18 protein-coding genes are annotated in these 17,766 nt (G+C 64.1%); 3 read left to right on the top strand and 15 right to left on the bottom strand.

Annotation, left to right across the window (positions count from 1 at the left end):
* Nucleotides 1–43: 43 nt before the first annotated feature.
* The 3 genes from fabI to fabA all read right to left on the bottom strand — a co-directional run bounded on the left by fabI (nt 44) and on the right by fabA (nt 2,730).
* Nucleotides 44–856 (bottom strand): enoyl-ACP reductase FabI, encoded by an 813-nt coding sequence (gene fabI / locus EJ078_RS11685; RefSeq protein WP_095777496.1) that lies wholly within the window; start codon nt 854–856, stop codon nt 44–46.
* Between the two features lie 12 nt (nt 857–868).
* The gene (gene fabB / locus EJ078_RS11680; RefSeq protein ID WP_127215722.1) at nt 869–2,089 is read right to left on the bottom strand and encodes a beta-ketoacyl-ACP synthase I; all 1,221 of its coding nucleotides are present in this window, start codon (nt 2,087–2,089) and stop codon (nt 869–871) included.
* Nucleotides 2,090–2,214: 125 nt separating this feature from the next.
* The gene (gene fabA, locus EJ078_RS11675) at nt 2,215–2,730 is read right to left on the bottom strand and encodes a 3-hydroxyacyl-[acyl-carrier-protein] dehydratase FabA (RefSeq protein ID WP_027165888.1); all 516 of its coding nucleotides are present in this window, start codon (nt 2,728–2,730) and stop codon (nt 2,215–2,217) included.
* Between the two features lie 241 nt (nt 2,731–2,971).
* On the opposite strand from fabA, the gene irrA reads away from it, so the two are divergent.
* Nucleotides 2,972–3,403 carry an iron response transcriptional regulator IrrA gene (gene irrA, locus EJ078_RS11670; RefSeq protein ID WP_095824221.1) on the top strand — a complete coding sequence of 144 codons (432 nt, stop codon included), beginning with the start codon at nt 2,972–2,974 and terminating at the stop codon, nt 3,401–3,403.
* Between the two features lie 115 nt (nt 3,404–3,518).
* Here irrA and EJ078_RS11665 read toward each other — a convergent pair whose 3' ends face one another.
* Nucleotides 3,519–4,076 (bottom strand): SH3 domain-containing protein, encoded by a 558-nt coding sequence (locus EJ078_RS11665; RefSeq protein ID WP_067324770.1) that lies wholly within the window; start codon nt 4,074–4,076, stop codon nt 3,519–3,521.
* Nucleotides 4,077–4,244: 168 nt separating this feature from the next.
* Here EJ078_RS11665 and EJ078_RS11660 point away from each other — a divergent pair, with 168 nt between their 5' ends.
* A complete protein-coding gene (locus EJ078_RS11660) occupies nt 4,245–5,246 on the top strand; it encodes a D-glycerate dehydrogenase (RefSeq protein ID WP_066996380.1) in 1,002 nt (333 codons plus the stop codon).
* A gap of 15 nt (nt 5,247–5,261) precedes the next feature.
* Here the strand turns inward: EJ078_RS11660 and EJ078_RS11655 are convergent, their stop codons facing one another.
* The 11 genes from EJ078_RS11655 to EJ078_RS11605 form a co-directional block, all read right to left on the bottom strand.
* Entirely contained in the window at nt 5,262–5,675 is a 414-nt protein-coding gene (locus EJ078_RS11655; RefSeq protein ID WP_095799332.1) for a DUF126 domain-containing protein, read from the bottom strand.
* A complete protein-coding gene (locus EJ078_RS11650) occupies nt 5,672–6,925 on the bottom strand; it encodes an aconitase X catalytic domain-containing protein (RefSeq protein ID WP_127216406.1) in 1,254 nt (417 codons plus the stop codon). Before EJ078_RS11650 ends, EJ078_RS11655 begins: the two co-directional genes overlap by 4 nt.
* A complete protein-coding gene (locus EJ078_RS11645; protein WP_127216407.1) occupies nt 6,922–7,410 on the bottom strand; it encodes a GNAT family N-acetyltransferase in 489 nt (162 codons plus the stop codon). The genes EJ078_RS11650 and EJ078_RS11645 overlap by 4 nt, the downstream gene beginning before the upstream one ends.
* A gap of 4 nt (nt 7,411–7,414) precedes the next feature.
* Nucleotides 7,415–8,170: a molybdopterin-synthase adenylyltransferase MoeB gene (locus EJ078_RS11640; RefSeq protein ID WP_066996389.1), complete on the bottom strand. Its 756-nt coding sequence runs from the start codon at nt 8,168–8,170 to the stop codon at nt 7,415–7,417.
* Nucleotides 8,171–8,339: 169 nt separating this feature from the next.
* Nucleotides 8,340–9,500, bottom strand: a complete 1,161-nt coding sequence (gene recF, locus EJ078_RS11635) for a DNA replication/repair protein RecF (RefSeq protein WP_208721528.1) — start codon at nt 9,498–9,500, stop codon at nt 8,340–8,342.
* A gap of 87 nt (nt 9,501–9,587) precedes the next feature.
* On the bottom strand, nt 9,588–10,706 hold the full coding sequence (gene dnaN / locus EJ078_RS11630; RefSeq protein ID WP_067324552.1) for a DNA polymerase III subunit beta: 1,119 nt from the start codon (nt 10,704–10,706) through the stop codon (nt 9,588–9,590).
* Nucleotides 10,707–10,881: 175 nt separating this feature from the next.
* Nucleotides 10,882–12,354 carry a chromosomal replication initiator protein DnaA gene (dnaA, locus tag EJ078_RS11625; protein WP_245322332.1) on the bottom strand — a complete coding sequence of 491 codons (1,473 nt, stop codon included), beginning with the start codon at nt 12,352–12,354 and terminating at the stop codon, nt 10,882–10,884.
* Nucleotides 12,355–13,263: 909 nt separating this feature from the next.
* The gene (gene rpsT, locus EJ078_RS11620; RefSeq protein ID WP_095824216.1) at nt 13,264–13,530 is read right to left on the bottom strand and encodes a 30S ribosomal protein S20; all 267 of its coding nucleotides are present in this window, start codon (nt 13,528–13,530) and stop codon (nt 13,264–13,266) included.
* Between the two features lie 245 nt (nt 13,531–13,775).
* Nucleotides 13,776–14,549 carry an enoyl-CoA hydratase gene (locus tag EJ078_RS11615; protein WP_127847044.1) on the bottom strand — a complete coding sequence of 258 codons (774 nt, stop codon included), beginning with the start codon at nt 14,547–14,549 and terminating at the stop codon, nt 13,776–13,778.
* Nucleotides 14,550–14,589: 40 nt separating this feature from the next.
* Complete coding sequence (gene mutM / locus EJ078_RS11610) at nt 14,590–15,480, bottom strand: bifunctional DNA-formamidopyrimidine glycosylase/DNA-(apurinic or apyrimidinic site) lyase (RefSeq protein ID WP_127217488.1); 891 nt, start codon at nt 15,478–15,480, stop codon at nt 14,590–14,592.
* Entirely contained in the window at nt 15,464–16,711 is a 1,248-nt protein-coding gene (locus EJ078_RS11605; protein ID WP_127403529.1) for a phosphopentomutase, read from the bottom strand. The genes mutM and EJ078_RS11605 overlap by 17 nt, the downstream gene beginning before the upstream one ends.
* A 122-nt stretch (nt 16,712–16,833) precedes the next feature.
* Between EJ078_RS11605 and EJ078_RS11600 the strand changes: the two genes are divergently transcribed.
* The gene (locus tag EJ078_RS11600) at nt 16,834–17,766 is read left to right on the top strand and encodes a PhnD/SsuA/transferrin family substrate-binding protein (RefSeq protein WP_245457132.1); all 933 of its coding nucleotides are present in this window, start codon (nt 16,834–16,836) and stop codon (nt 17,764–17,766) included.

The following is a 17,766-nucleotide window of genomic DNA, read 5'->3' as shown; positions in this document are numbered from 1 at the left end:
AATGCCTCCAATTTTACTGGAAGGTGCTTTTTTCGTTAGCGAATTATTCGCGGGGGCCGTCGTTCTGCTTCAGTTCCTCTAGCGTCGGCATGGAGACGATGTGATAGCCGGAATCGACATAGTGGATCTCGCCTGTGACTCCCGAAGACAGATCGGACAGCAGGTAGAGCGCCGAGCCGCCAACCTCGTCGATGGTGACGGTGCGCCGTAGCGGCGAATTGCGCTGCTGATAAGAGAACATGTGGCGTGCGTCGGATACGCCTGAGCCGGCGAGCGTCCGCACCGGTCCTGCCGAGATGCCGTTCACCCGAATGCCGCGCGGGCCGTAATCGTTGGCGAGATAGCGCACGCTCGCCTCGAGTCCGGCCTTGGCGACGCCCATGACGTTGTAGTTCGGCATGACCCGCACCGACCCGGCATAGGTCAGCGTGATCATCGAGCCGCCGTTCGTCATCAGCGCGGCGGCATTGCGGGCGATCTCGGTAAAGGAATAGCAGGAGATCACCATGGTGCGGACGAAGTTGTCGCGGCTGGTGTCGGCGTAGAGGCCCTTGAGCTCGTTCTTGTCGGAGAAGCCGATGGCGTGAACGACGAAATCCAGGCCGTCCCAGGCTTCGCGAAGCGTCTGGAAGGTTGCGGTGACCGAGGCGCTGTCCTCGACGTCGCAAGGCACGACCAGCGAGGCACCGAGCTTCTCGGCCAGCGGCTTGACCCGCCGCCCGAAGGCGTCGCCCTGATAGGTGAAGGCGAGTTCCGCCCCGTGTTCGGACAATTTCCTGGCGATGCCCCAGGCGATCGAATGATCGTTGGCGACCCCCATGACAAGCCCGCGCTTGCCCTTCATCAACCCTTCCATAAAAGGCAATCCTTATGCGGAATAGCGCTGGAAAATCAGCGTTGCGTTGGTGCCACCGAAACCGAAGGAGTTGGACAGGACGGTGTCGATCTTGGCGTTGTCGATGCGCTTGCGCACGATCGGCATGCCCTCGAATTCGGGATCGAGCTCCTCGATATGGGCGCTCTCGCCGATGAAGCCGCCCTGCATCATCAGGATGGAGTAGATCGATTCCTGGACGCCTGCGGCGCCGAGCGAATGGCCGGTCAGCGACTTGGTCGAGGTGATATACGGCATGTGGTCGCCGAACACCTCGCGGATGGCGCCCATTTCCTTGGAATCGCCGACCGGCGTCGATGTGCCGTGCGTGTTGATGTAGTCGACCGGCGTCGAGACGGTTGCAAGCGCCTGCCGCATGCAGCGCACGGCGCCTTCGCCGGACGGCGCCACCATGTCGTAGCCGTCGGAGGTCGCGCCGTAGCCGACGATCTCGGCATAGATCTTGGCGCCGCGCGCCTTGGCGTGCTCCAGCTCTTCCAGCACCAGAACGCCCGCGCCGCCGGCGATGACGAAGCCGTCGCGGTTGACATCATAGGCGCGCGAAGCGGCCGATGCCTTGTCGTTGAATTTCGACGACATGGCGCCCATGGCGTCGAACAGGTCCGACATCGTCCAGTCGAGATCCTCGTGGCCGCCGGCGAACATCATATCCTGCTTGCCCCACTGGATCAGCTCACAGGCATTGCCGATGCAGTGCGCGGAGGTCGAGCAGGCGGACGAGATCGAGTAATTCACGCCGTGGATCTTGAACCAGGTGGCCAAGGTGGCTGAAGCGGTCGACGACATCGCCTTCGGCACCGCGAACGGACCGATCCGCTTCGGGCTGCCGTTCTTGAGCGTCGTTTCGGCGGCTTCCACGATGGTCCTGGTAGACGGTCCGCCGGAGCCCATCACGATGCCGGTCCGCTCATTGGTGATGTCGCTCTCGCCGAGCCCGGCGTCCGCGATCGCCTGATCCATGGCGACATGGTTCCAGGCAGCGCCTTGGCTCAGGAAACGCATTGCGCGGCGGTCGATCATCGCCGACGGGTCGAGCGTCGGCGCGCCCCATACCTGGCAGCGAAAACCGTGCTCGGCGAAGGAATTGGAAAAGCTGATGCCGGACTTGGCATCGTAAAGCGAGGCCTGCACCTCATTGGCGTTGTTGCCGATCGACGACACAATGCCGAGGCCTGTCACTACGACGCGTCTCATTCGCAACTCCTTCCGGCGTAGTTTGACGAAAAACCTAATTGGTTTCCGCCTTCGATCATACGCAAAATAAAACCGCGGCGTCCTTGCGCATCCGCCGGACACGCCAGGGCCCGTGGCGATGGCGATCAGGCGGCGGACTGCTTGGACAGGCCCACCTTCAGATCCGTTGCCGCGTATATGGGTTCGCCATCCGCCTTGAGCCAGCCGTCGGCGATGCCGAGCACGAGGCGGCCACGCATCACGCGCTTGAAGTCGACGCCATATTCGACCTTCTTGACCGATGGCGTCACCATGCCCTTGAACTTCACCTCGCCGGTCGACAGCGCCATGCCTTTGCCGGGTTCGCCGAGCCAGCCGAGATAGAAGCCGGTCAATTGCCACATGGCGTCGAGGCCGAGGCAACCCGGCATGATCGGATTGCCGATGAAATGGCAGGCGAAGAACCAAAGATCCGGCTTGATGTCGAACTCGGCACGGATGAAGCCCTTGTCGAAGGCGCCGCCGGTCTCGCTGATCTCGGTGATGCGGTCGAACATCAGCATCGGCGGGTAGGGCAGCTGGGCGTTTCCCGGTCCGAACAGCTCGCCGCGGGCGCAGGCAAGCAGTTCCTCGTAGTCGTAGCTGGACTTTTGACCCGCCATTAATTCCGTCCCCGTTCTCGTTCCGGGCGGCAGGGCGCCCATGTCGTTGGTTTCCTAACACACTCTGTTTGTGGCCGGAAACCGGCGTTTGCGCTTAACCCGTGCGCCTGCCTGGGTCAATGCGCGCTATTGATCGCATTTGGGCGACAGAATATATGTCGGGTGGTGTCCAGTTTTTGGCATTGACCTCTTTTTGCCATTCTGGACCGGTCTATGGGGCTTGCAAGCTTAGACGGGATAGATGGATTCGGGCTGCCGGAAGGAAAATGTCGCTGTGGACAAGCGGGTTCGCGAAGCCGGCCTGAGGCCGACGCGCCAGCGCATTGCGCTGGCCGACCTGCTTTTCGCCAAGGGCGACCGTCACCTTTCGGCCGAAGAATTGCATGAAGAGGCGATCGCCGCCGGTGTGCCGGTTTCGCTGGCCACCGTCTACAATGCCCTTCATCAATTCACCCAGGCCGGCATGCTGCGCATCCTCGCCGTCGAAGGGTCGAAGACGTATTTCGACACCAACACTTCCGATCACCACCACTTCTATGTCGAGGGCGAGAACCGGATCTTCGATATCGCCAGCGGCCCGGTGAGCGTCTCCAACCTGCCGCAGCCTCCGGAAGGCATGGAGATCGCCAACGTCGATATCGTGGTGAGGCTGCGCCCCAAGCGCCGCGACTGATCTGCCCGCGATGAGGCCTGTCGATCTGGCGATGCGGCTCGAAGACCATGATCGCGAAAAGTCGGAACCGGTTTTGCTACGCTGACCTACGGTTTGGATCAGATCATGGTCCAGATCAGTTCTTGACCTTTTCTCCCGGGTAGGCGCCCCAGACCTGCGACTGGGCGACCCAGCCGGTATGGCCGTCGAAGGTCATCTCGCACCACTGACCGTCGCACTTCTTGATCGAGCCCATCACGCCTGGCTCGAGGATGGCGACAACGCCGGCGTCCTTGTCGGGATCGTCGAGCAGATTGATTCGGCCGCCCTTGCCGCGCTGCCAGGGGGCGACGATCGCGGTGCGGCGGCCCGAAAGCAGCGACTGGTTGATCCAGCCTTCGGAGCCGTCGGCGTCACGCACGCGGCGCCAGGTGTCGAATTCCTGGATGATTTCCATCGGCAGTCCGGCCTTCATATACATCCAGTCGACGGAATAGTTGGCGCCCGGACCGACGCGCGAGTTGACGCGTCCGGATTTCAGGCTGACGAAGCGCGGCAGCGGCAGGCCGCTCGGCCCCAGCGTCACGGTCTGCGCCGACGTGGCCGCGCCTTGCGCGGATGTCTGCGGCGCCCAAAGCAGAGTGCCGAGAACGGCTGCGCTGAAAGCCAGGCGGAGCGAGGCGAAACCAGACACGTTCATTCCTTTCGGCGCCGGTCCGTGGGAGGAGCGCCCCTTTTTCTTTGTCTTCGGCGGCACCGCTTGTTACAGGAGTGGGCTGATACCGCGACTGGCTTCAAGTTTCGCTTGTCTTGGTTAAAGAGGTCTCAACGAGATCGGTTTCGAGGAAGCTTCGGGGAAACAATGGCAGGTAAAAAACGGCCCCTCGTCGTCATCACGCGCAAGCTGCCCGATCCGGTGGAGACCCGCATGCGCGAACTGTTCGACGCGCGCCTCAACGTCGAGGACCGGCCGATGACCCAGCCTGAGCTGGTTGCGGCGGTCAAGGAAGCCGACGTGCTGGTCCCGACCATCACCGACCACATCGATGCCGCGCTGATCGCCCAGGCCGGCGAGAACCTCAAGCTGATTGCCAATTTCGGCAACGGCGTCGACAAGATTGACGTCTCGGCGGCTGCCAAGAAAGGCATCACCGTCACCAACACGCCGAACGTGCTCACCGAAGACACCGCCGACATGACCATGGCGCTGATGCTCGCCGTGCCGCGCAGGCTGGCCGAAGGCGCCAACGTGCTCACCGGCGAGAAGAAATGGGCCGGCTGGTCCCCGACATGGATGCTCGGCCGCCGCATCTGGGGCAAGCGCCTGGGCATTGTCGGCATGGGCCGTATCGGCACGGCGGTCGCCAGGCGCGCCAAGGCGTTCGGCCTGTCCATCCACTACCACAACCGCCACCGCGTGCTGCCGGCGGTCGAGGACGAATTGGAAGCGACCTATTGGGAAAGCCTCGACCAGATGCTCGCCCGGATGGATATCATCTCGGTCAACTGCCCGTCGACGCCGGCGACCTTTCATCTGCTGTCGGCCCGGCGGCTGGCGCTGATGCAGCCGGCGGCCTACATCGTCAACACAGCGCGGGGCGACATCATCGACGAAGAGTCGATGATCAAACTCATCCAGGACGGCAAGATCGCCGGCGCCGGCCTCGACGTCTACGAGCACGAGCCGGCGCTGAACAGCAAGCTGTTGAAGCTCGCCCACAAGGGCAAGGTCGTTCTGTTGCCGCATATGGGCTCGGCGACGCTCGAAGGCCGCATCGACATGGGCGAGAAGGTGATCATCAACATTCGCGCCTTCTTCGACGGCCATCGCCCGCCGGACCGTGTGTTGCCGCTCAGGACCTGAAAAACCACGGGTTGTTCAGGCGGCGACGCTCACGGCGCCGTCGTCGTCGACTTTGACGGTGCTTCCGCGATAGGCGTCGAACACACCGCGTCCGAGCCGCACCGCCATAGGCGTTTCCCAGCCCATTTCGCGCGCGACGATCAGGCCGAGCAGAAGAATGGCGTCCGGCTCGTGCAGGATAAGGGCTGCCGGCCCGCGGCCGTTGTGGACCAGTTCCATCAGCACTGCCGAAGCCGACGAGGAGCCGATGGTGCCCGGCAGGAACAGCACCCGGCCGGAGATCACCTCGCCATGCTGCGGGTGGCGGACATCGGCGATGCGGCCTGTCTTCGGGTCGACGCCGCCCCAGAAGCTGATCGGCGCCGTCAGCACCAGCGCTTCGCCTTTACCGGCCTTGCCCCGTACCAATATCTCCGTGGCGGCGCTCATGCGGCGAGGTCCGTGAAGCGCGGCTTGCCGGCGACCGCGCTTTCGACGCAATCGGCGAGCGAGGCATAGAGCACCGCATAGCCGGTGTTGCCCGGAGCGTAATGCGCGAACTTGCCCGAATTGGTCATAAGCACGCCGCCGGCAAGTTCCGGCATGATCGGCGTCACCACCACGCATGTGTCGGCAACGATGACGACCCCGCTCGCTTCGAGCCTCTTCCGCCGGCCGTCCTGCTCCAGGAAGGCAAGCACATGACGGCCGGTGCAGGCATAGATCGGCACGGCGAGCCGTCTTCCGGCAATCAGCCGCTCCAGCATCTCGAACTCGGCAAAGGACAGATGCGGGCTGCCAATGGCGACCGCATCGATGGTTTTCGGCACCGCCGCCGTCGACAGGCCGGCGCGAGCCTTCGCCGCCATCTGCGGCGTGACGTGGATCACCGCCTCCGGTTTCGGCTCGGCCAGAATGGTTTCGACGTTCGGCGCCTCTGGCGTGACGCCTGCAATGTGGAACAGCCCGACCGCGCCGGAGGAAGCGGCAGCGGCGCCGAAGGCCTTTAGCGCGTCGTCGCCGGGATGATTGGCGATGCCGACGACGACGCCGATCGTATCCCCGACCTCGCGGCCATAGAGGCTGCCCAGCACCGGCCAGGCGATCTCGGAAGCGAGGAAGGAAGGCAATAGGCCCGAGACGTCGAACACCAGCCGCGCCCGGCGGTTCTCGGCCCGGTGCAGGCCATAATCCGGTGCGCGGCCGGTGATGGCGCAGGCGATGTCGAGGAAATCGCCGTAGCGGTTGGTGCGGGCGCCCAGCACCGAATTGCAGAACACCACCGCATTGGACTCGCCCCAGGCGACATCGCTGCCCTGTGCCGGCCTGTGCCCGGCCTGATAGGGCGCGCAGGTCCAGCTTTGCTCGCAGCCGAGCTTGCGATAGGCATCCATCATCCGCCGCGCCATGCCGCGCTGCGGTTCTTCCAGGCGAATGCGCGAGCAGCCCGTCAGGTCGAGCGCCCCGACATTGAGCGTTGAGCGCACTGCGACCCTGGCGCCTCCTTCGACCAGCCGCTCGGCGAACAGCGTGCCGGAATCGCCATGATAGAGCGCGCCGTCGATATGCGCCGAACAGATCGGGATCAGCCGTGGCGCGCCGAGCAGGCGCGCGCTCTCGGCGACGATGCGCATCGCCATTCCCGCGCCGTCCTTACCGGCGGCGGTTGCCTGTTCCTCCGGGCTGAGCGCGAGGCTCAAGACAGCACCTTGCGCATGGTGATCGAGGTCGGCCTGTCGTAACCCGCATGCGCGGTGCGCCCGGTCTCGCGAAAGCCGAGCCGGGCGAAGGCCGCGTGGTTCGCCGTAAGCTCGATACGCGTCTGCAGCTCGAGGGCCTGCTTGCCGCGTCGGTGGGCAAGATCGTCGACGGCCTGCATCAGCCGTCCGCCTATGCCTTGCCCCTGGAGGCTGGGCTCGACGGCAAGCTTGCCGACATAGAAATCGTCTGCCCGCTCCAACGCAAAGACGCAGCCGACGATCCGGCCGTTCTCCATGGCCAGGAACGCCGTTTCTTGCCCCGCCTTGCTCTTGAGGTTTTCGGGTGTGAGATGATGCGCCGAGGACGGCGGGTCGATGACGCGGTCCATATAGGCGAAGGCGCGCCGGATCAGCGCCAGCAATTCGTCCCACTGCGCGAAGTCCGGCGGAAGCTCGCTGACGAGGAGAGTGGCCGTCTGATCCATGCGCTCAGACTGCCTTGTAGCGGACGGTGTCGAAACGGGCGGTCAGCCCGTCGTAAAGCAGCAGCCGGCCGACCAGCGGCTCGCCGATGCCGGCGATCAGCTTAATCGCTTCCATTGCCTCCAGCGTGCCGATGACGCCCGTCAGAGCGCCGACGATGCCGGCAACGGCGCAGGATGGCACCAGCCCTTCGGGCGGCGCTTCCGGAAAAAGGTCGCGGTAGCCTGGATTGCGCTGGCCATCGGCGCCCGTTTCAAATGGCTTCAGCACCGTCACCGAGCCGTCGAAGCGGCCAACGGCGGCAGTGACCAGGGGCTTCTTTTCCTGGGCGCAGGCATCGGCCAGAGCATAGCGTGTCTCGAAATTGTCGGAGCCGTCGACCACGATATCGTACTGGGCGACGAGGGCAGGGGCATTTTGCTCGGTCAGCCTGAGGCGATGCAGTTCCACCCTGACATTGGGGTTGATGCGCATGATCGCCGCCGAAGCGCTGTCGGTCTTCGCCATGCCGATCGTATCGCTGCCATGGATCACCTGCCGCTGCAGGTTGGACAAGGAGACATCATCGTCGTCGACGATGCCGAGCGTGCCGACGCCGGCCGCCGCGAGATATTCGAGCACAGGCGCCCCAAGCCCGCCGGCGCCGATCACCAGCACCCGCGCCCGCTTCAGCTTCTGCTGGCCGGGGCCGCCGATTTCGGGCAGCACGATGTGGCGGGCATAGCGCTCAAGCTCTTCGTCGGTGAGTGCAGCATTCGTCATGGCCGGACCATATAGCGGGCAGGAAACCTTGTCATGCACATGCAAGGCGAAGCCGTGTCACTGACATGCAAGGCGAAGCCTTGTCATGCATATGCACGGACAAGGGAAAGCCTTGTCCCGCAGGACAAAGCCTTGCTCGTGTGCAAGGCGCTTTCAACTCTTCGACAGTTCAGCCGGTCGGGCCGACGCTGCCGTGATCGACCGTCAGGAATTGCGCCCGCCCGGCAAGGCTGGAAAACAGCGCCGCGTCGGTGCCGGTCATGAAGGCCTGGCAGTTGAGCTCTTCGAGGATGGAAAACAGCGCCGCGCGCCGGCCGCTGTCGAGATGCGCGGCGATCTCGTCGAGCAACAGGATCGGCGTCAGGCCCGACATCTCGTCGGTCAGCCGCGCATGCGACAGCACGATGCCGACAAGCAGCGCCTTCTGCTCGCCGGTCGAGCACAATTCGGCCGGCATCGACTTCGGCCGGTGCCGGACCGCGAGGTCGGAGCGGTGCGGACCGTCGAGCGTGCGGCCGGCGGCGCGGTCGCGCTCGCGGCCATTGGCGAGTATGGCGCGGAATCGCTCCTCGACGTCGACTGCCGGTGTGACCGCGATTTCGCTTTCCAATTCGCCGGCGAGGCTGATGTCGGCCTGCGGAAACGGGCCGCTGCCCGGCAGCTTGTCGATCATGGCCGCAAGCAGTCGCACCAGCTCGGCCCTGGCCGCCGCGATCGCCACTCCGGTTTCGGCCATCTGCATCTCGATCGCGTCGAACCAGCCGCTGTCGCGCGAGCCTTCCGTAAGCAAACGGTTACGGCCACGCATCGCCTTCTCGTAATCGAGCGCGCGCTGCCCATGGCCCGGGTCGATCGCCAGCACCAGCCGGTCGAGGAAGCGGCGGCGGTCGGCGGCCGGCCCTGGAAACAGCCCGTCCATCGCCGGCGTCAGCCAGACGACCCGCAGCCATTCGAGCATATCCTCGGCCGATTTTGCCGGCGCGCCGTTGATGCGCACGCGCCTGCCGCCTTCCGCGGCACCATCGCCGCCGGCAATGCCGGTGCCGATTTCGACCTGACCTTCCGGTCCTTCGATGCGCGCATGCAAGGCAAAGCCGCCATCGCCGCCCTCGCGGGCGACGTCGGCGTAAGGCGCGCGGCGCAGCCCGCGCCCCGGCGTCAGCAGCGAAACGGCTTCGAGCAGATTGGTCTTGCCGGCGCCATTGTCGCCGGACAGCACGACAGCGCCGGGGCCGAGATCAAGCGAAAGTCCCGCATAGTTGCGAAAATTTGTAAGTGTAAGCTTACTTATATAGCTCTGCTGCCGAAGCTGTTTGGCGTCCGAGGTCACGGCGACATGTGAGGCCTGCTAGAGCAATTCCAGGAAAAGTGCATAGCGGTTTTCCGTCCGGAATTGCGTCAACAAAAGAGACAAAGCCTAGACCCGCATCGGCATCAGCACGTAGAGCGCGGTCTCGTCGGCCATGTCGTGGATCAGCGTCGGAGACCCGGCATCCGCCAGCATGAACTTGGCTTCCGAACCGGTGAGCTGGGCGGCGACGTCGAGCAGATATTTGGCGTTGAAGCCGATCTCGATCGGGTCGGACGAGTAGTCGGCCGCCAGCTCCTCGGTTGCGCTGCCGGAATCCGGATTGTTGACGGCGAGCGTGAGCTGGCCGTCATTGATCGACAGTTTCACGGCTCGGCCGCGCTCGGACGAAATGGTCGAGACGCGGTCGACGGCGGCGGCAAAGCTCTGGCGGTCGATAACCAGCTTCTTGTCATTGCCGGTCGGGATGACGCGCTGATAATCGGGGAAGGTGCCGTCGATCAGCTTCGAGGTCAGGATGACGCTGCCGATGGTGAAGCGGATCTTGGTATCCGACAGTTCCGTCGTCACCGCGATATCAGGGTCGTCGACCAGCTTCTGCAGCTCGCTCACCGTCTTGCGCGGGATGATGATGCCGGGCATGCCTTCGGAGCCTGCCGGCGCGTCGATCTCGGCGCGCGCCAGTCGGTGCCCGTCGGTCGCGACCGAGCGCAGCTTCAGCTTGCCGCCCGCCTCATGCGTGTGCAGGAAGATGCCGTTGAGATAGTAGCGCGTCTCTTCGGTCGAGATCGCGAACTGCGTCTTCTCGATCAGGCCCTTGAGCGCTACCGAATCGAGCCGGAAGATGTGCGAGAAGGAGCCGGCCGAAAGCTCCGGGAAATCGGACTGCGGCAAGCACTGCAGGCGGAAGCTGGAGCGCCCGGACGTGACGGTCATAGCGTTGCCGTCCTCGTCGGTCTTCAGCATCACCTCGGCGCCGTCGGCCAGCTTGCGCACGATGTCGTAGAGCAGATGCGCCGGAACCGTCGTCGCGCCGCCGCGCTCGACCTTGGCCGGCGTGGCTTCGGTCACTTCAAGGTCGAGGTCGGTGGCCTTCATTTCCAGGCTGGCGCCCTCGGCGCTGAGCAGCACATTCGACAGGATCGGTATGGTGTTGCGCCGCTCCACCACGCGATGGACGTGGTTGAGGGACTTCAGGAGATTGGATCGTTCCAGGATAACACGCATGACGAAACAGGCTCGCTTCAATGAATGAGCGGGTCACCGGGCAGCGGCGTCCCGCAAAAGCTCCGAAAAGCTCAGAATCTATGTAAGCTGACAGTAAAAACCCTGCAAACGCAAGCCCGCGGCACCGGTTCCAGCCGGTTGCGCGGGCTTTCTGGGGATAAAGCGGGCGAAGCGCTCAGGCCTGCTCGTTGATCAGCCTTCTGAGCAGTTCGAGTTCCTGTGCCAGCGTGTTGTCGGCGCCGGAAAGATCCTCGATCTTGCGCACGGCGTGCAGAACCGTCGTGTGATCGCGGCCGCCGAAACGGCGTCCGATCTCCGGCAGCGAGCGCGGCGTCATCACCTTGGAGAGATACATCGCTACCTGCCGCGGTTTGACGATGGTGCGCGTGCGACGGTTTGAGAGCAGTTCCGTCTTCGAAACGTTATAGTGGCGCGCCACGATGCGCTGGATGTCCTCGATACGCACCCGCTTCGGCTCGCCCGAGCGGTAGATATGGCCGAGGATCTCGTCGATGCGGTCGATAGTGATCTGCGGCTCGAAGGACTGGCGAAACAGAAGCTGGTTGAAGGCGCCTTCGAGCTCGCGCCCGCTGCCCGTCACCGTTCTGGCGACGTGATCGAGGATCTCATCCGAAATGTCGAGCGAGGTATCGTCGATCTTGGCAGTGGCAAGGCGCAGCTTCAGCATGCCGAGGCGCATGCCGAAATCCGGTGCCGACATTTCGAGCGCCACGCCGCCGTTGAGGCGCGAGCGCACCCGCGGCTCCAGCGACTCCAGTTCAGACGGCGGCCGGTCGGCGGCGACCACCACCTGCTTGGCGCTGTCGAGCAGCATGTTGATGAGATGGCAGAACTCGTGCTGGATCGACTTGCCCTGCAGGAACTGCATGTCGTCGATTATCAGCAGATCGATGTCGCGCAGCTGCTCCTTGAGCGTCAGCGCATTGTTGTCACGGATCGCGGTGGCGAAGCGCCACATGAAATATTCCGCCGTCAGGTAGACCACGCGCGATTTCGGATTGTGCCGCAGCGATTCCGCCGCGATCGCCTGCAACAGATGCGTCTTGCCCAGGCCGACGGTCGCATGGAGAAAGAGCGGGTTGAAGCGCACCGCGCTCGACTGCGATTCCGCCACCGCCTTGGCCGCCGCGAAAGCAACACGGTTCGAAGGGCCTTCGATGAACGAAGTGAAAGTGTAGCGCGGGTCGAGCGGCGACCCCAGCACATTGTGGCGGAACTCGGTCTCCACTGGCACGCCCTGGCGGGGCGCCGGCGTCCGTTCCACCCGACCGGCGCTCGCGGTGCCGGCGGCAAGCGCGGTCTGGGCCTGCTTAGTCATCTTGCGCGCCGGCGCGATCTCCGGCTCGACATTGTTGCGGCCCTGCCGCGTGGCGGTCCGCACGACGATCTCGATCTTGAGAAGGTCGGGATCCTCGTGCCTCCACAGTTCGGCGATAAGATCAAGGTAATGGCCGTTGATCCACGACCGCAGGAAGGCCGTCGGTACGGAGATGCGGACCATTCCGCGCGACGCCTCGGCAACCTTCATGCGGCCAAACCAGCTCGAATAGACCTCGGCTCCCAGACGCGCCTTCAATTGGGCCTTGACCCGCTCGAACTTCTGTTCAGCGTCGCTGGATGCCGCCATGTCGTCCCCTCCGACGATAGTTGCTGGGAATGGGAGTTCGCCCGCAATCTCCCCTTCGATGCCGCTCTGCATGATCAAGTTCCTTGTCTCTCGTACCCTTTTTCCGCCGGGAGTGCGCCTCCTGCACCCTGGGTCCGGCGACGTTTTTCGCTGCGCCTCTATCGCCGCCGCCGGCGATATCGTTGCAACGTTGCGCAAGGGACCTCTGCCGGCTCTCGCAAGCCGGCTTGATCATGCCAAGACAATGCAACACCGCCCGGCGAAAATGCCGGCCCAACGTCGACTGCCATGTACAATTACGCCAGTCCCCTACCCGCACCGAAGAGACAAACCAAGCCGCACGCGGAATTGCTCCGCGTCATGAATTCCGCCATTTTTTGCTGGCCGATTCAGGCTGGGTTAAGGGCAGGTGCCCGTCCCTTCGATGGATGGACATTACCGAAATCGCTGTGGATAGGGCAAGGCCACGTCTAACGGATTTTTAACGAATCTGGTTACCGGAGACGTGTTCAAAGCAGGTGCCACTGCGGCCCATTTTCATAAAGCCATTGTGATTCAAACCCTTTTCCGTGGAATGTGAAAAAGGCCACACCTTCGGAAATTTTCTGAAATAATTCTCTTGACAGCTACTTGTCCCCCGCCGCTCCTCCGCGAGTTGAACAAGCTGTGGATGACCGTCTGTAAGCTTTTGAAAATTATATGGATTTTGTGGCAGGCTCATCTATGGTCGTGCCCGCATCCAGCGGTCGTCGACATGAGCGATTATGTATATGCCGGCAAAACATTGGCTACTTTGAAATTCGGCCCAAGCGTCGTTGTCCGACCGTTCTTTTTAAGTACTTGCCGGCAAACGAAAAAACCCGGCCTGTGCGGCCGGGTTCAAGGATAACGGTTCTAAAGGGAAGTCGGTCAGGCCGACAGCACCTTGACCCGCTGGGCCAGCCGCGAAACCTTGCGGGAAGCCGTGTTCTTGTGGAGGACACCCTTGGTTGCGGCGCGCATCAATTCCGGCTCCGCGGCCTTGAGCGCTTCGAGCGCAGCAGCCTTGTCGCCGGCGGCGAGCGCCTCTTCGACCTGGCGAACATAGGTGCGGACGCGCGACCGACGGTTCTTGTTGATCGCCGCCCGGCGGGCGATCTTGCGCGTTGCCTTTTTGGCCGAGGACGTATTGGCCATGATGCCTCTCTTCTGATCTGGTGGGCGCCAGCGGGTCGCAGGGCGCAAAAAACAAACGGGCAGCCACGGGCCGCCTCGGTTGGTGCGGCTTATAGTTCAGCTTTTCCGGCGCGTCAACGCCGCTTCGCGGTCTTTTTGGCCTTGAAGCCGCGCCTCGCTGAAACGGGTCTGCGCGCCTAAAGCCGTTGTCTTTGTGCATGCCCGGCTTCTTGCCAAAATCGCGGCACGCATTAGGCCGACAAGCCCTAGTGGTTGCTGAAATTCGGCTTCCGCTTCTCGACGAAGGCGGCCATACCCTCCTTCTGGTCATCGAGCGCAAACAGCGAGTGGAAAAGGCGGCGCTCGAAGCGCAGCCCCTCGGCAAGCGTCGTCTCGAAAGCGCGGTTGACGGCTTCCTTCGTCATCATCACCGACGGCAGGGAAAACTCGGCGATCTTCGCTGCCGCTTTCAGCGCCTCCTCGACCAGCTCGGCCGCCGGCACCACTCGCGACACCAGTCCGCAGCGCTCGGCCTCGGCAGCGTCCATCATCCGCCCGGTCAGGCACATGTCCATCGCCTTCGACTTGCCGACGAAGCGGGTCAATCGCTGCGATCCTCCCATGCCCGGCATGACGCCGAGCGTGATCTCGGGTTGGCCGAACTTTGCGTTGTCGGCTGCGATGATGAAATCGCACATCATGGCCAGCTCGCAGCCGCCGCCAAGCGCATAGCCGGCGACCGCGGCGATGATCGGCTTGCGCGCCCGGGTGAGCTCCTCCCACCCGACAAAGAAGTCTCCAGTATAGGCGTCGACAAAGGAGATCGCCTGCATTTCCTTGATGTCGGCGCCGGCCGCGAAGGCTTTTTCCGAACCTGTGAGCACCATCGCGCCGATGCCGGCATCGGCGCCGAGCGTGTTCACCGCCGCCACGATCTCGGCCAGCACCTGCGAATTCAGGGCATTGAGCGCCTTCGGCCGGTTCAGCGTGATCAGCCCGACCTTGCCGCGTGTCTCCACGAGAATGGTTTCATAGGCCATGGCATCGTCTCCTCGCTTCGATTGAGGAGACCGGTCTAGCTCACCGCTGACAGGTCCGGCAATAGAAGGTGGATCGGCCGCTCTGCACGATCCGCTTGATATGGCCGCTGCAGCCCGGTTTCGGACATGGCTCGCCTTCGCGGTCATAGACCGCGAAGGAATGCTGGAAATAGCCAAGCGACCCGTCTGCCTGGACATAGTCGCGCAGCGAGGAACCGCCGGCGGCGATCGCGTCGGCGATGACCGAGCGGATGGCGGCGGCCAGGCGTTCGCATTGCTCTTTCGCTCTCTTGCCGGAGCCGGCTATGGTGCCGGCTTCGCGCAGCGGCGACAGGCCGGCGCGCCACAGCGCTTCCGACACATATATGTTGCCGAGCCCGGCGATCAGCCGCTGGTCGAGCAACGCGGCCTTGAGCGGCGATCTGCGGCCTTCGAGCAACGAGGCGAGCAGAGGACCGTCGAGCGCATTGCCGGTCGGCTCGATGCCCAGCCCCGCCAGCATTGGATGCGCGTCCGGCGCGCCTTCGGCAAACAGCATGAAGCCGAAACGGCGCGGGTCGTTGAAGATGACGCGGGACCGCTCGCCCTTCGGGGAGTCGACATCGAATACGACGTGGTCATGCGCCGCGCTCTTCGAGCGCTCGTGATGGAAGCTGCCGGGAATGTGGCCGTTGCCAGCGGTTTCGACGCGGAACGATCCCGACATGCCGAGATGGCAGATCAGCACCGGACCGTTTTCGATGTGCATCGTCAGATATTTGGCGCGCCTGCCAAGCGCCGTCACGGTCTTGCCGGCAAGCCGCTCCGAGAACCGTTCCGGAAAGGGAAAGCGAAGGTCTGGCCGTCGCGCCTCGACATTGACGAGCCGCGCCCCTTCCAGAACCGGCTGCAGCCCCCGCCGCACCGTTTCGACTTCAGGCAGTTCCGGCATGGCCGCCTATCGTCGCGAGGAAAGAGGTGCCGTGGCGGCCAGGCGCAAGCCCGAGATGATCCGCGATGGTTTCGCCGATATCGGCGAAGGTCGGCCTGAGCCCGATGTCGCCGCCCTTCAGTCCCGGCCCTATCCCGATCACCGGAACGCGTTCGCGGGTATGATCGGTGCCGCGCCAGGTCGGATCGTTGCCGTGGTCGGCGGTGAGGATGAGAAGGTCGCCCGACTTGATGCGCGACAGCGCTTCCGGCAGCCGGCGATCGAAGGCCTCGAGCGCTCCGGCATAGCCGGCGACATCGCGCCGATGGCCGAACTCGGTATCGAAATCGACGAAATTGGCAAAGACCAGATCGCCTTCGCCGGCGTCGTCCATGGCGGAGAGCGCCTTGTCGAACATCGCCATGTTGCCGCCCGCCTTGCGCACCTCCGCGATGCCGCGATGGGCGAAGATGTCGCCGATCTTGCCGACGGCGATGACCTTGCTGCCGCGCTCGGTCAGCCGGTCGAGCAAGGTCGGCTCCGGCGGCGGCACGGCATAGTCGCGGCGGTTGTGGGTGCGCTGGAAGGTGGCGCTTGTCTCGCCGACGAAGGGCCGCGCGATCACCCGCCCGATGTTGAGCGGATCGACCAGCCGGCGCACCGTCAGGCAAAGCTCGTAGAGCCGCTCCAGGCCGAAATGCGTCTCGTGCGCGGCGATTTGCAATACGGAGTCGACCGATGTGTAACAGATGGGCTTGCCGGTCCGGATGTGTTCCTCGCCGAAGCGCTCGATGATCTCGGTTCCTGGCGCATGGCAATCGCCGAGGATGCCCGGCACCTTGCCTTCGCGGATGATCGCGCCGGTCAGCTCGGCCGGGAAGGCGGGCACGGTGTCGGGAAAATAACCCCAGTCGAAACGCACGGGCAGGCCGGCAATCTCCCAATGGCCCGACGGCGTGTCCTTGCCGCTAGAGACCTCCTGGGCAGCGCCATGGAACGACGCGGCAAGCAGCGGCGCGTCGAGGTCGACCGTCAGCCCGGTTGCCGTCTTGGCCGCGCGGGCAAGCCCGAGCGACATCATGTTGGGGACGGCGAGCGGTCCGCGGCGCAGGCCTCCACGATCCGCGCGGCCCTCGGCGCAAGTCTGCGCGATGTGTCCGAATGTGTCGGCGCCGGCATCGCCGTAGCGTTCGGCATCGGCCGCTCCGCCGATGCCGAAAGAATCGAGAACGAATAGGAAAGCCCGCGCCATAGGGGTGCCATCGTGCCAATCTAACCAGCCAGACATAGAGTTCCGCAGCGGCGTTGGCAAATCGGATACCAGACCGCAACGGCTTGGTGCAAAGTGGTGCGGATCGAGGGAGTGCGGCAAGAATGGGCATGGGCGCAAAATCGACGGCAAGCCAGGCATTGAGGACCTGCGCGGCGGCTCTCGCGGTGCTCTCCGCGGCCCCGCCGGCGCATGCCGACTGGCGCGCCGACATCGGCACGTTTCGCATAGGAATCGTCGCCGAGCCTGGAGGCGGCAACACGGTACCTGGTCTGGCGCGCTTGACGGATGCCTATACGAACGCTCTCGGCATGAAGGTCGAGTTCGTCGTTGCTCGCGACTATGCGGCATTGATCGAGGCTCAGGCGAGCGGCCGCTTACAGTACGCGGTCTATTCGGCGCTCGCCTACGCTACGGCTTCGGTGCGCTGCGGCTGTGTCGAGCCGCTGGTGGCGCCGGTCGATGCCGATGGAGCCGCCGGCGTCCGTTCCCTGCTGGTGACGCGCGACGGCAAAGTGCCGGGCCTCACAGCGATCGCCTCGCATCGGATCGCCATCGCGCCCGCCGACAATGTCGCCGGTTCCCTCCTGCCGCTGACCGGACTGGCCGGCGAAGGCGTGCCGATCGCGCAGGATTCACCTTTCCTGGCGCGCGCCTCGTCGGCCACCGCGGCCGAGGCGATGCTCGGCGACGGCGAAGCCGACGGCCTGTTCGGCTGGGAGCCTGTCGGCGCCGACGGCCAGCCTACCGACACGGGCGGCACCATCCTGCGGCTTGCGGCCGCCGGCGTCCCGAAGACGTCGCTTCGGGTGCTGTGGAGCTCGGCTCCGCTGCGATATGGCCCTCATGCCGTGCGCAGCGATCTCGACGCCGAAGCCAAGCGACGGCTGGCCGTGTTTCTGACCAATCTCAAGTCGCTGACTCCGGACGTCTACGATCTTCTGGAGCCGACGCACTCCGGCGGCTTCGAACTGGCCGTATCAAAGGACTACGCAACGGCCCTGGCCATCGTGCGGCGGGGAACTCGCGGGGATTAG

The sequence above is a fragment of the Mesorhizobium sp. M1A.F.Ca.IN.022.06.1.1 genome (assembly GCF_003952605.1).
Taxonomy (GTDB): Bacteria; Pseudomonadota; Alphaproteobacteria; order Rhizobiales; family Rhizobiaceae; genus Mesorhizobium.
This window is presented reverse-complemented; position numbering and strand designations above follow the sequence as displayed.

What these genes read in the sequence shown, in the direction of transcription:
- EJ078_RS11660 (WP_066996380.1), top strand. Translation starts at nt 4,245, where the DNA reads ATGGCAGGTAAAAAACGGCCCCTCGTCGTCATCACGCGCAAGCTGCCC.
- fabA (WP_027165888.1), bottom strand. Translation starts at nt 2,730, where the DNA reads ATGGCGGGTCAAAAGTCCAGCTACGACTACGAGGAACTGCTTGCCTGC.
- dnaN (WP_067324552.1), bottom strand. Translation starts at nt 10,706, where the DNA reads ATGCGTGTTATCCTGGAACGATCCAATCTCCTGAAGTCCCTCAACCAC.
- mutM (WP_127217488.1), bottom strand. Translation starts at nt 15,480, where the DNA reads ATGCCGGAACTGCCTGAAGTCGAAACGGTGCGGCGGGGGCTGCAGCCG.
- EJ078_RS11600 (WP_245457132.1), top strand. Translation starts at nt 16,834, where the DNA reads ATGGGCATGGGCGCAAAATCGACGGCAAGCCAGGCATTGAGGACCTGC.
- fabB (WP_127215722.1), bottom strand. Translation starts at nt 2,089, where the DNA reads ATGAGACGCGTCGTAGTGACAGGCCTCGGCATTGTGTCGTCGATCGGC.
- dnaA (WP_245322332.1), bottom strand. Translation starts at nt 12,354, where the DNA reads ATGGCGGCATCCAGCGACGCTGAACAGAAGTTCGAGCGGGTCAAGGCC.
- EJ078_RS11645 (WP_127216407.1), bottom strand. Translation starts at nt 7,410, where the DNA reads ATGGATCAGACGGCCACTCTCCTCGTCAGCGAGCTTCCGCCGGACTTC.
- EJ078_RS11615 (WP_127847044.1), bottom strand. Translation starts at nt 14,549, where the DNA reads ATGGCCTATGAAACCATTCTCGTGGAGACACGCGGCAAGGTCGGGCTG.
- irrA (WP_095824221.1), top strand. Translation starts at nt 2,972, where the DNA reads ATGGATTCGGGCTGCCGGAAGGAAAATGTCGCTGTGGACAAGCGGGTT.
- EJ078_RS11655 (WP_095799332.1), bottom strand. Translation starts at nt 5,675, where the DNA reads ATGAGCGCCGCCACGGAGATATTGGTACGGGGCAAGGCCGGTAAAGGC.
- EJ078_RS11605 (WP_127403529.1), bottom strand. Translation starts at nt 16,711, where the DNA reads ATGGCGCGGGCTTTCCTATTCGTTCTCGATTCTTTCGGCATCGGCGGA.
- fabI (WP_095777496.1), bottom strand. Translation starts at nt 856, where the DNA reads ATGGAAGGGTTGATGAAGGGCAAGCGCGGGCTTGTCATGGGGGTCGCC.
- EJ078_RS11640 (WP_066996389.1), bottom strand. Translation starts at nt 8,170, where the DNA reads ATGACGAATGCTGCACTCACCGACGAAGAGCTTGAGCGCTATGCCCGC.
- rpsT (WP_095824216.1), bottom strand. Translation starts at nt 13,530, where the DNA reads ATGGCCAATACGTCCTCGGCCAAAAAGGCAACGCGCAAGATCGCCCGC.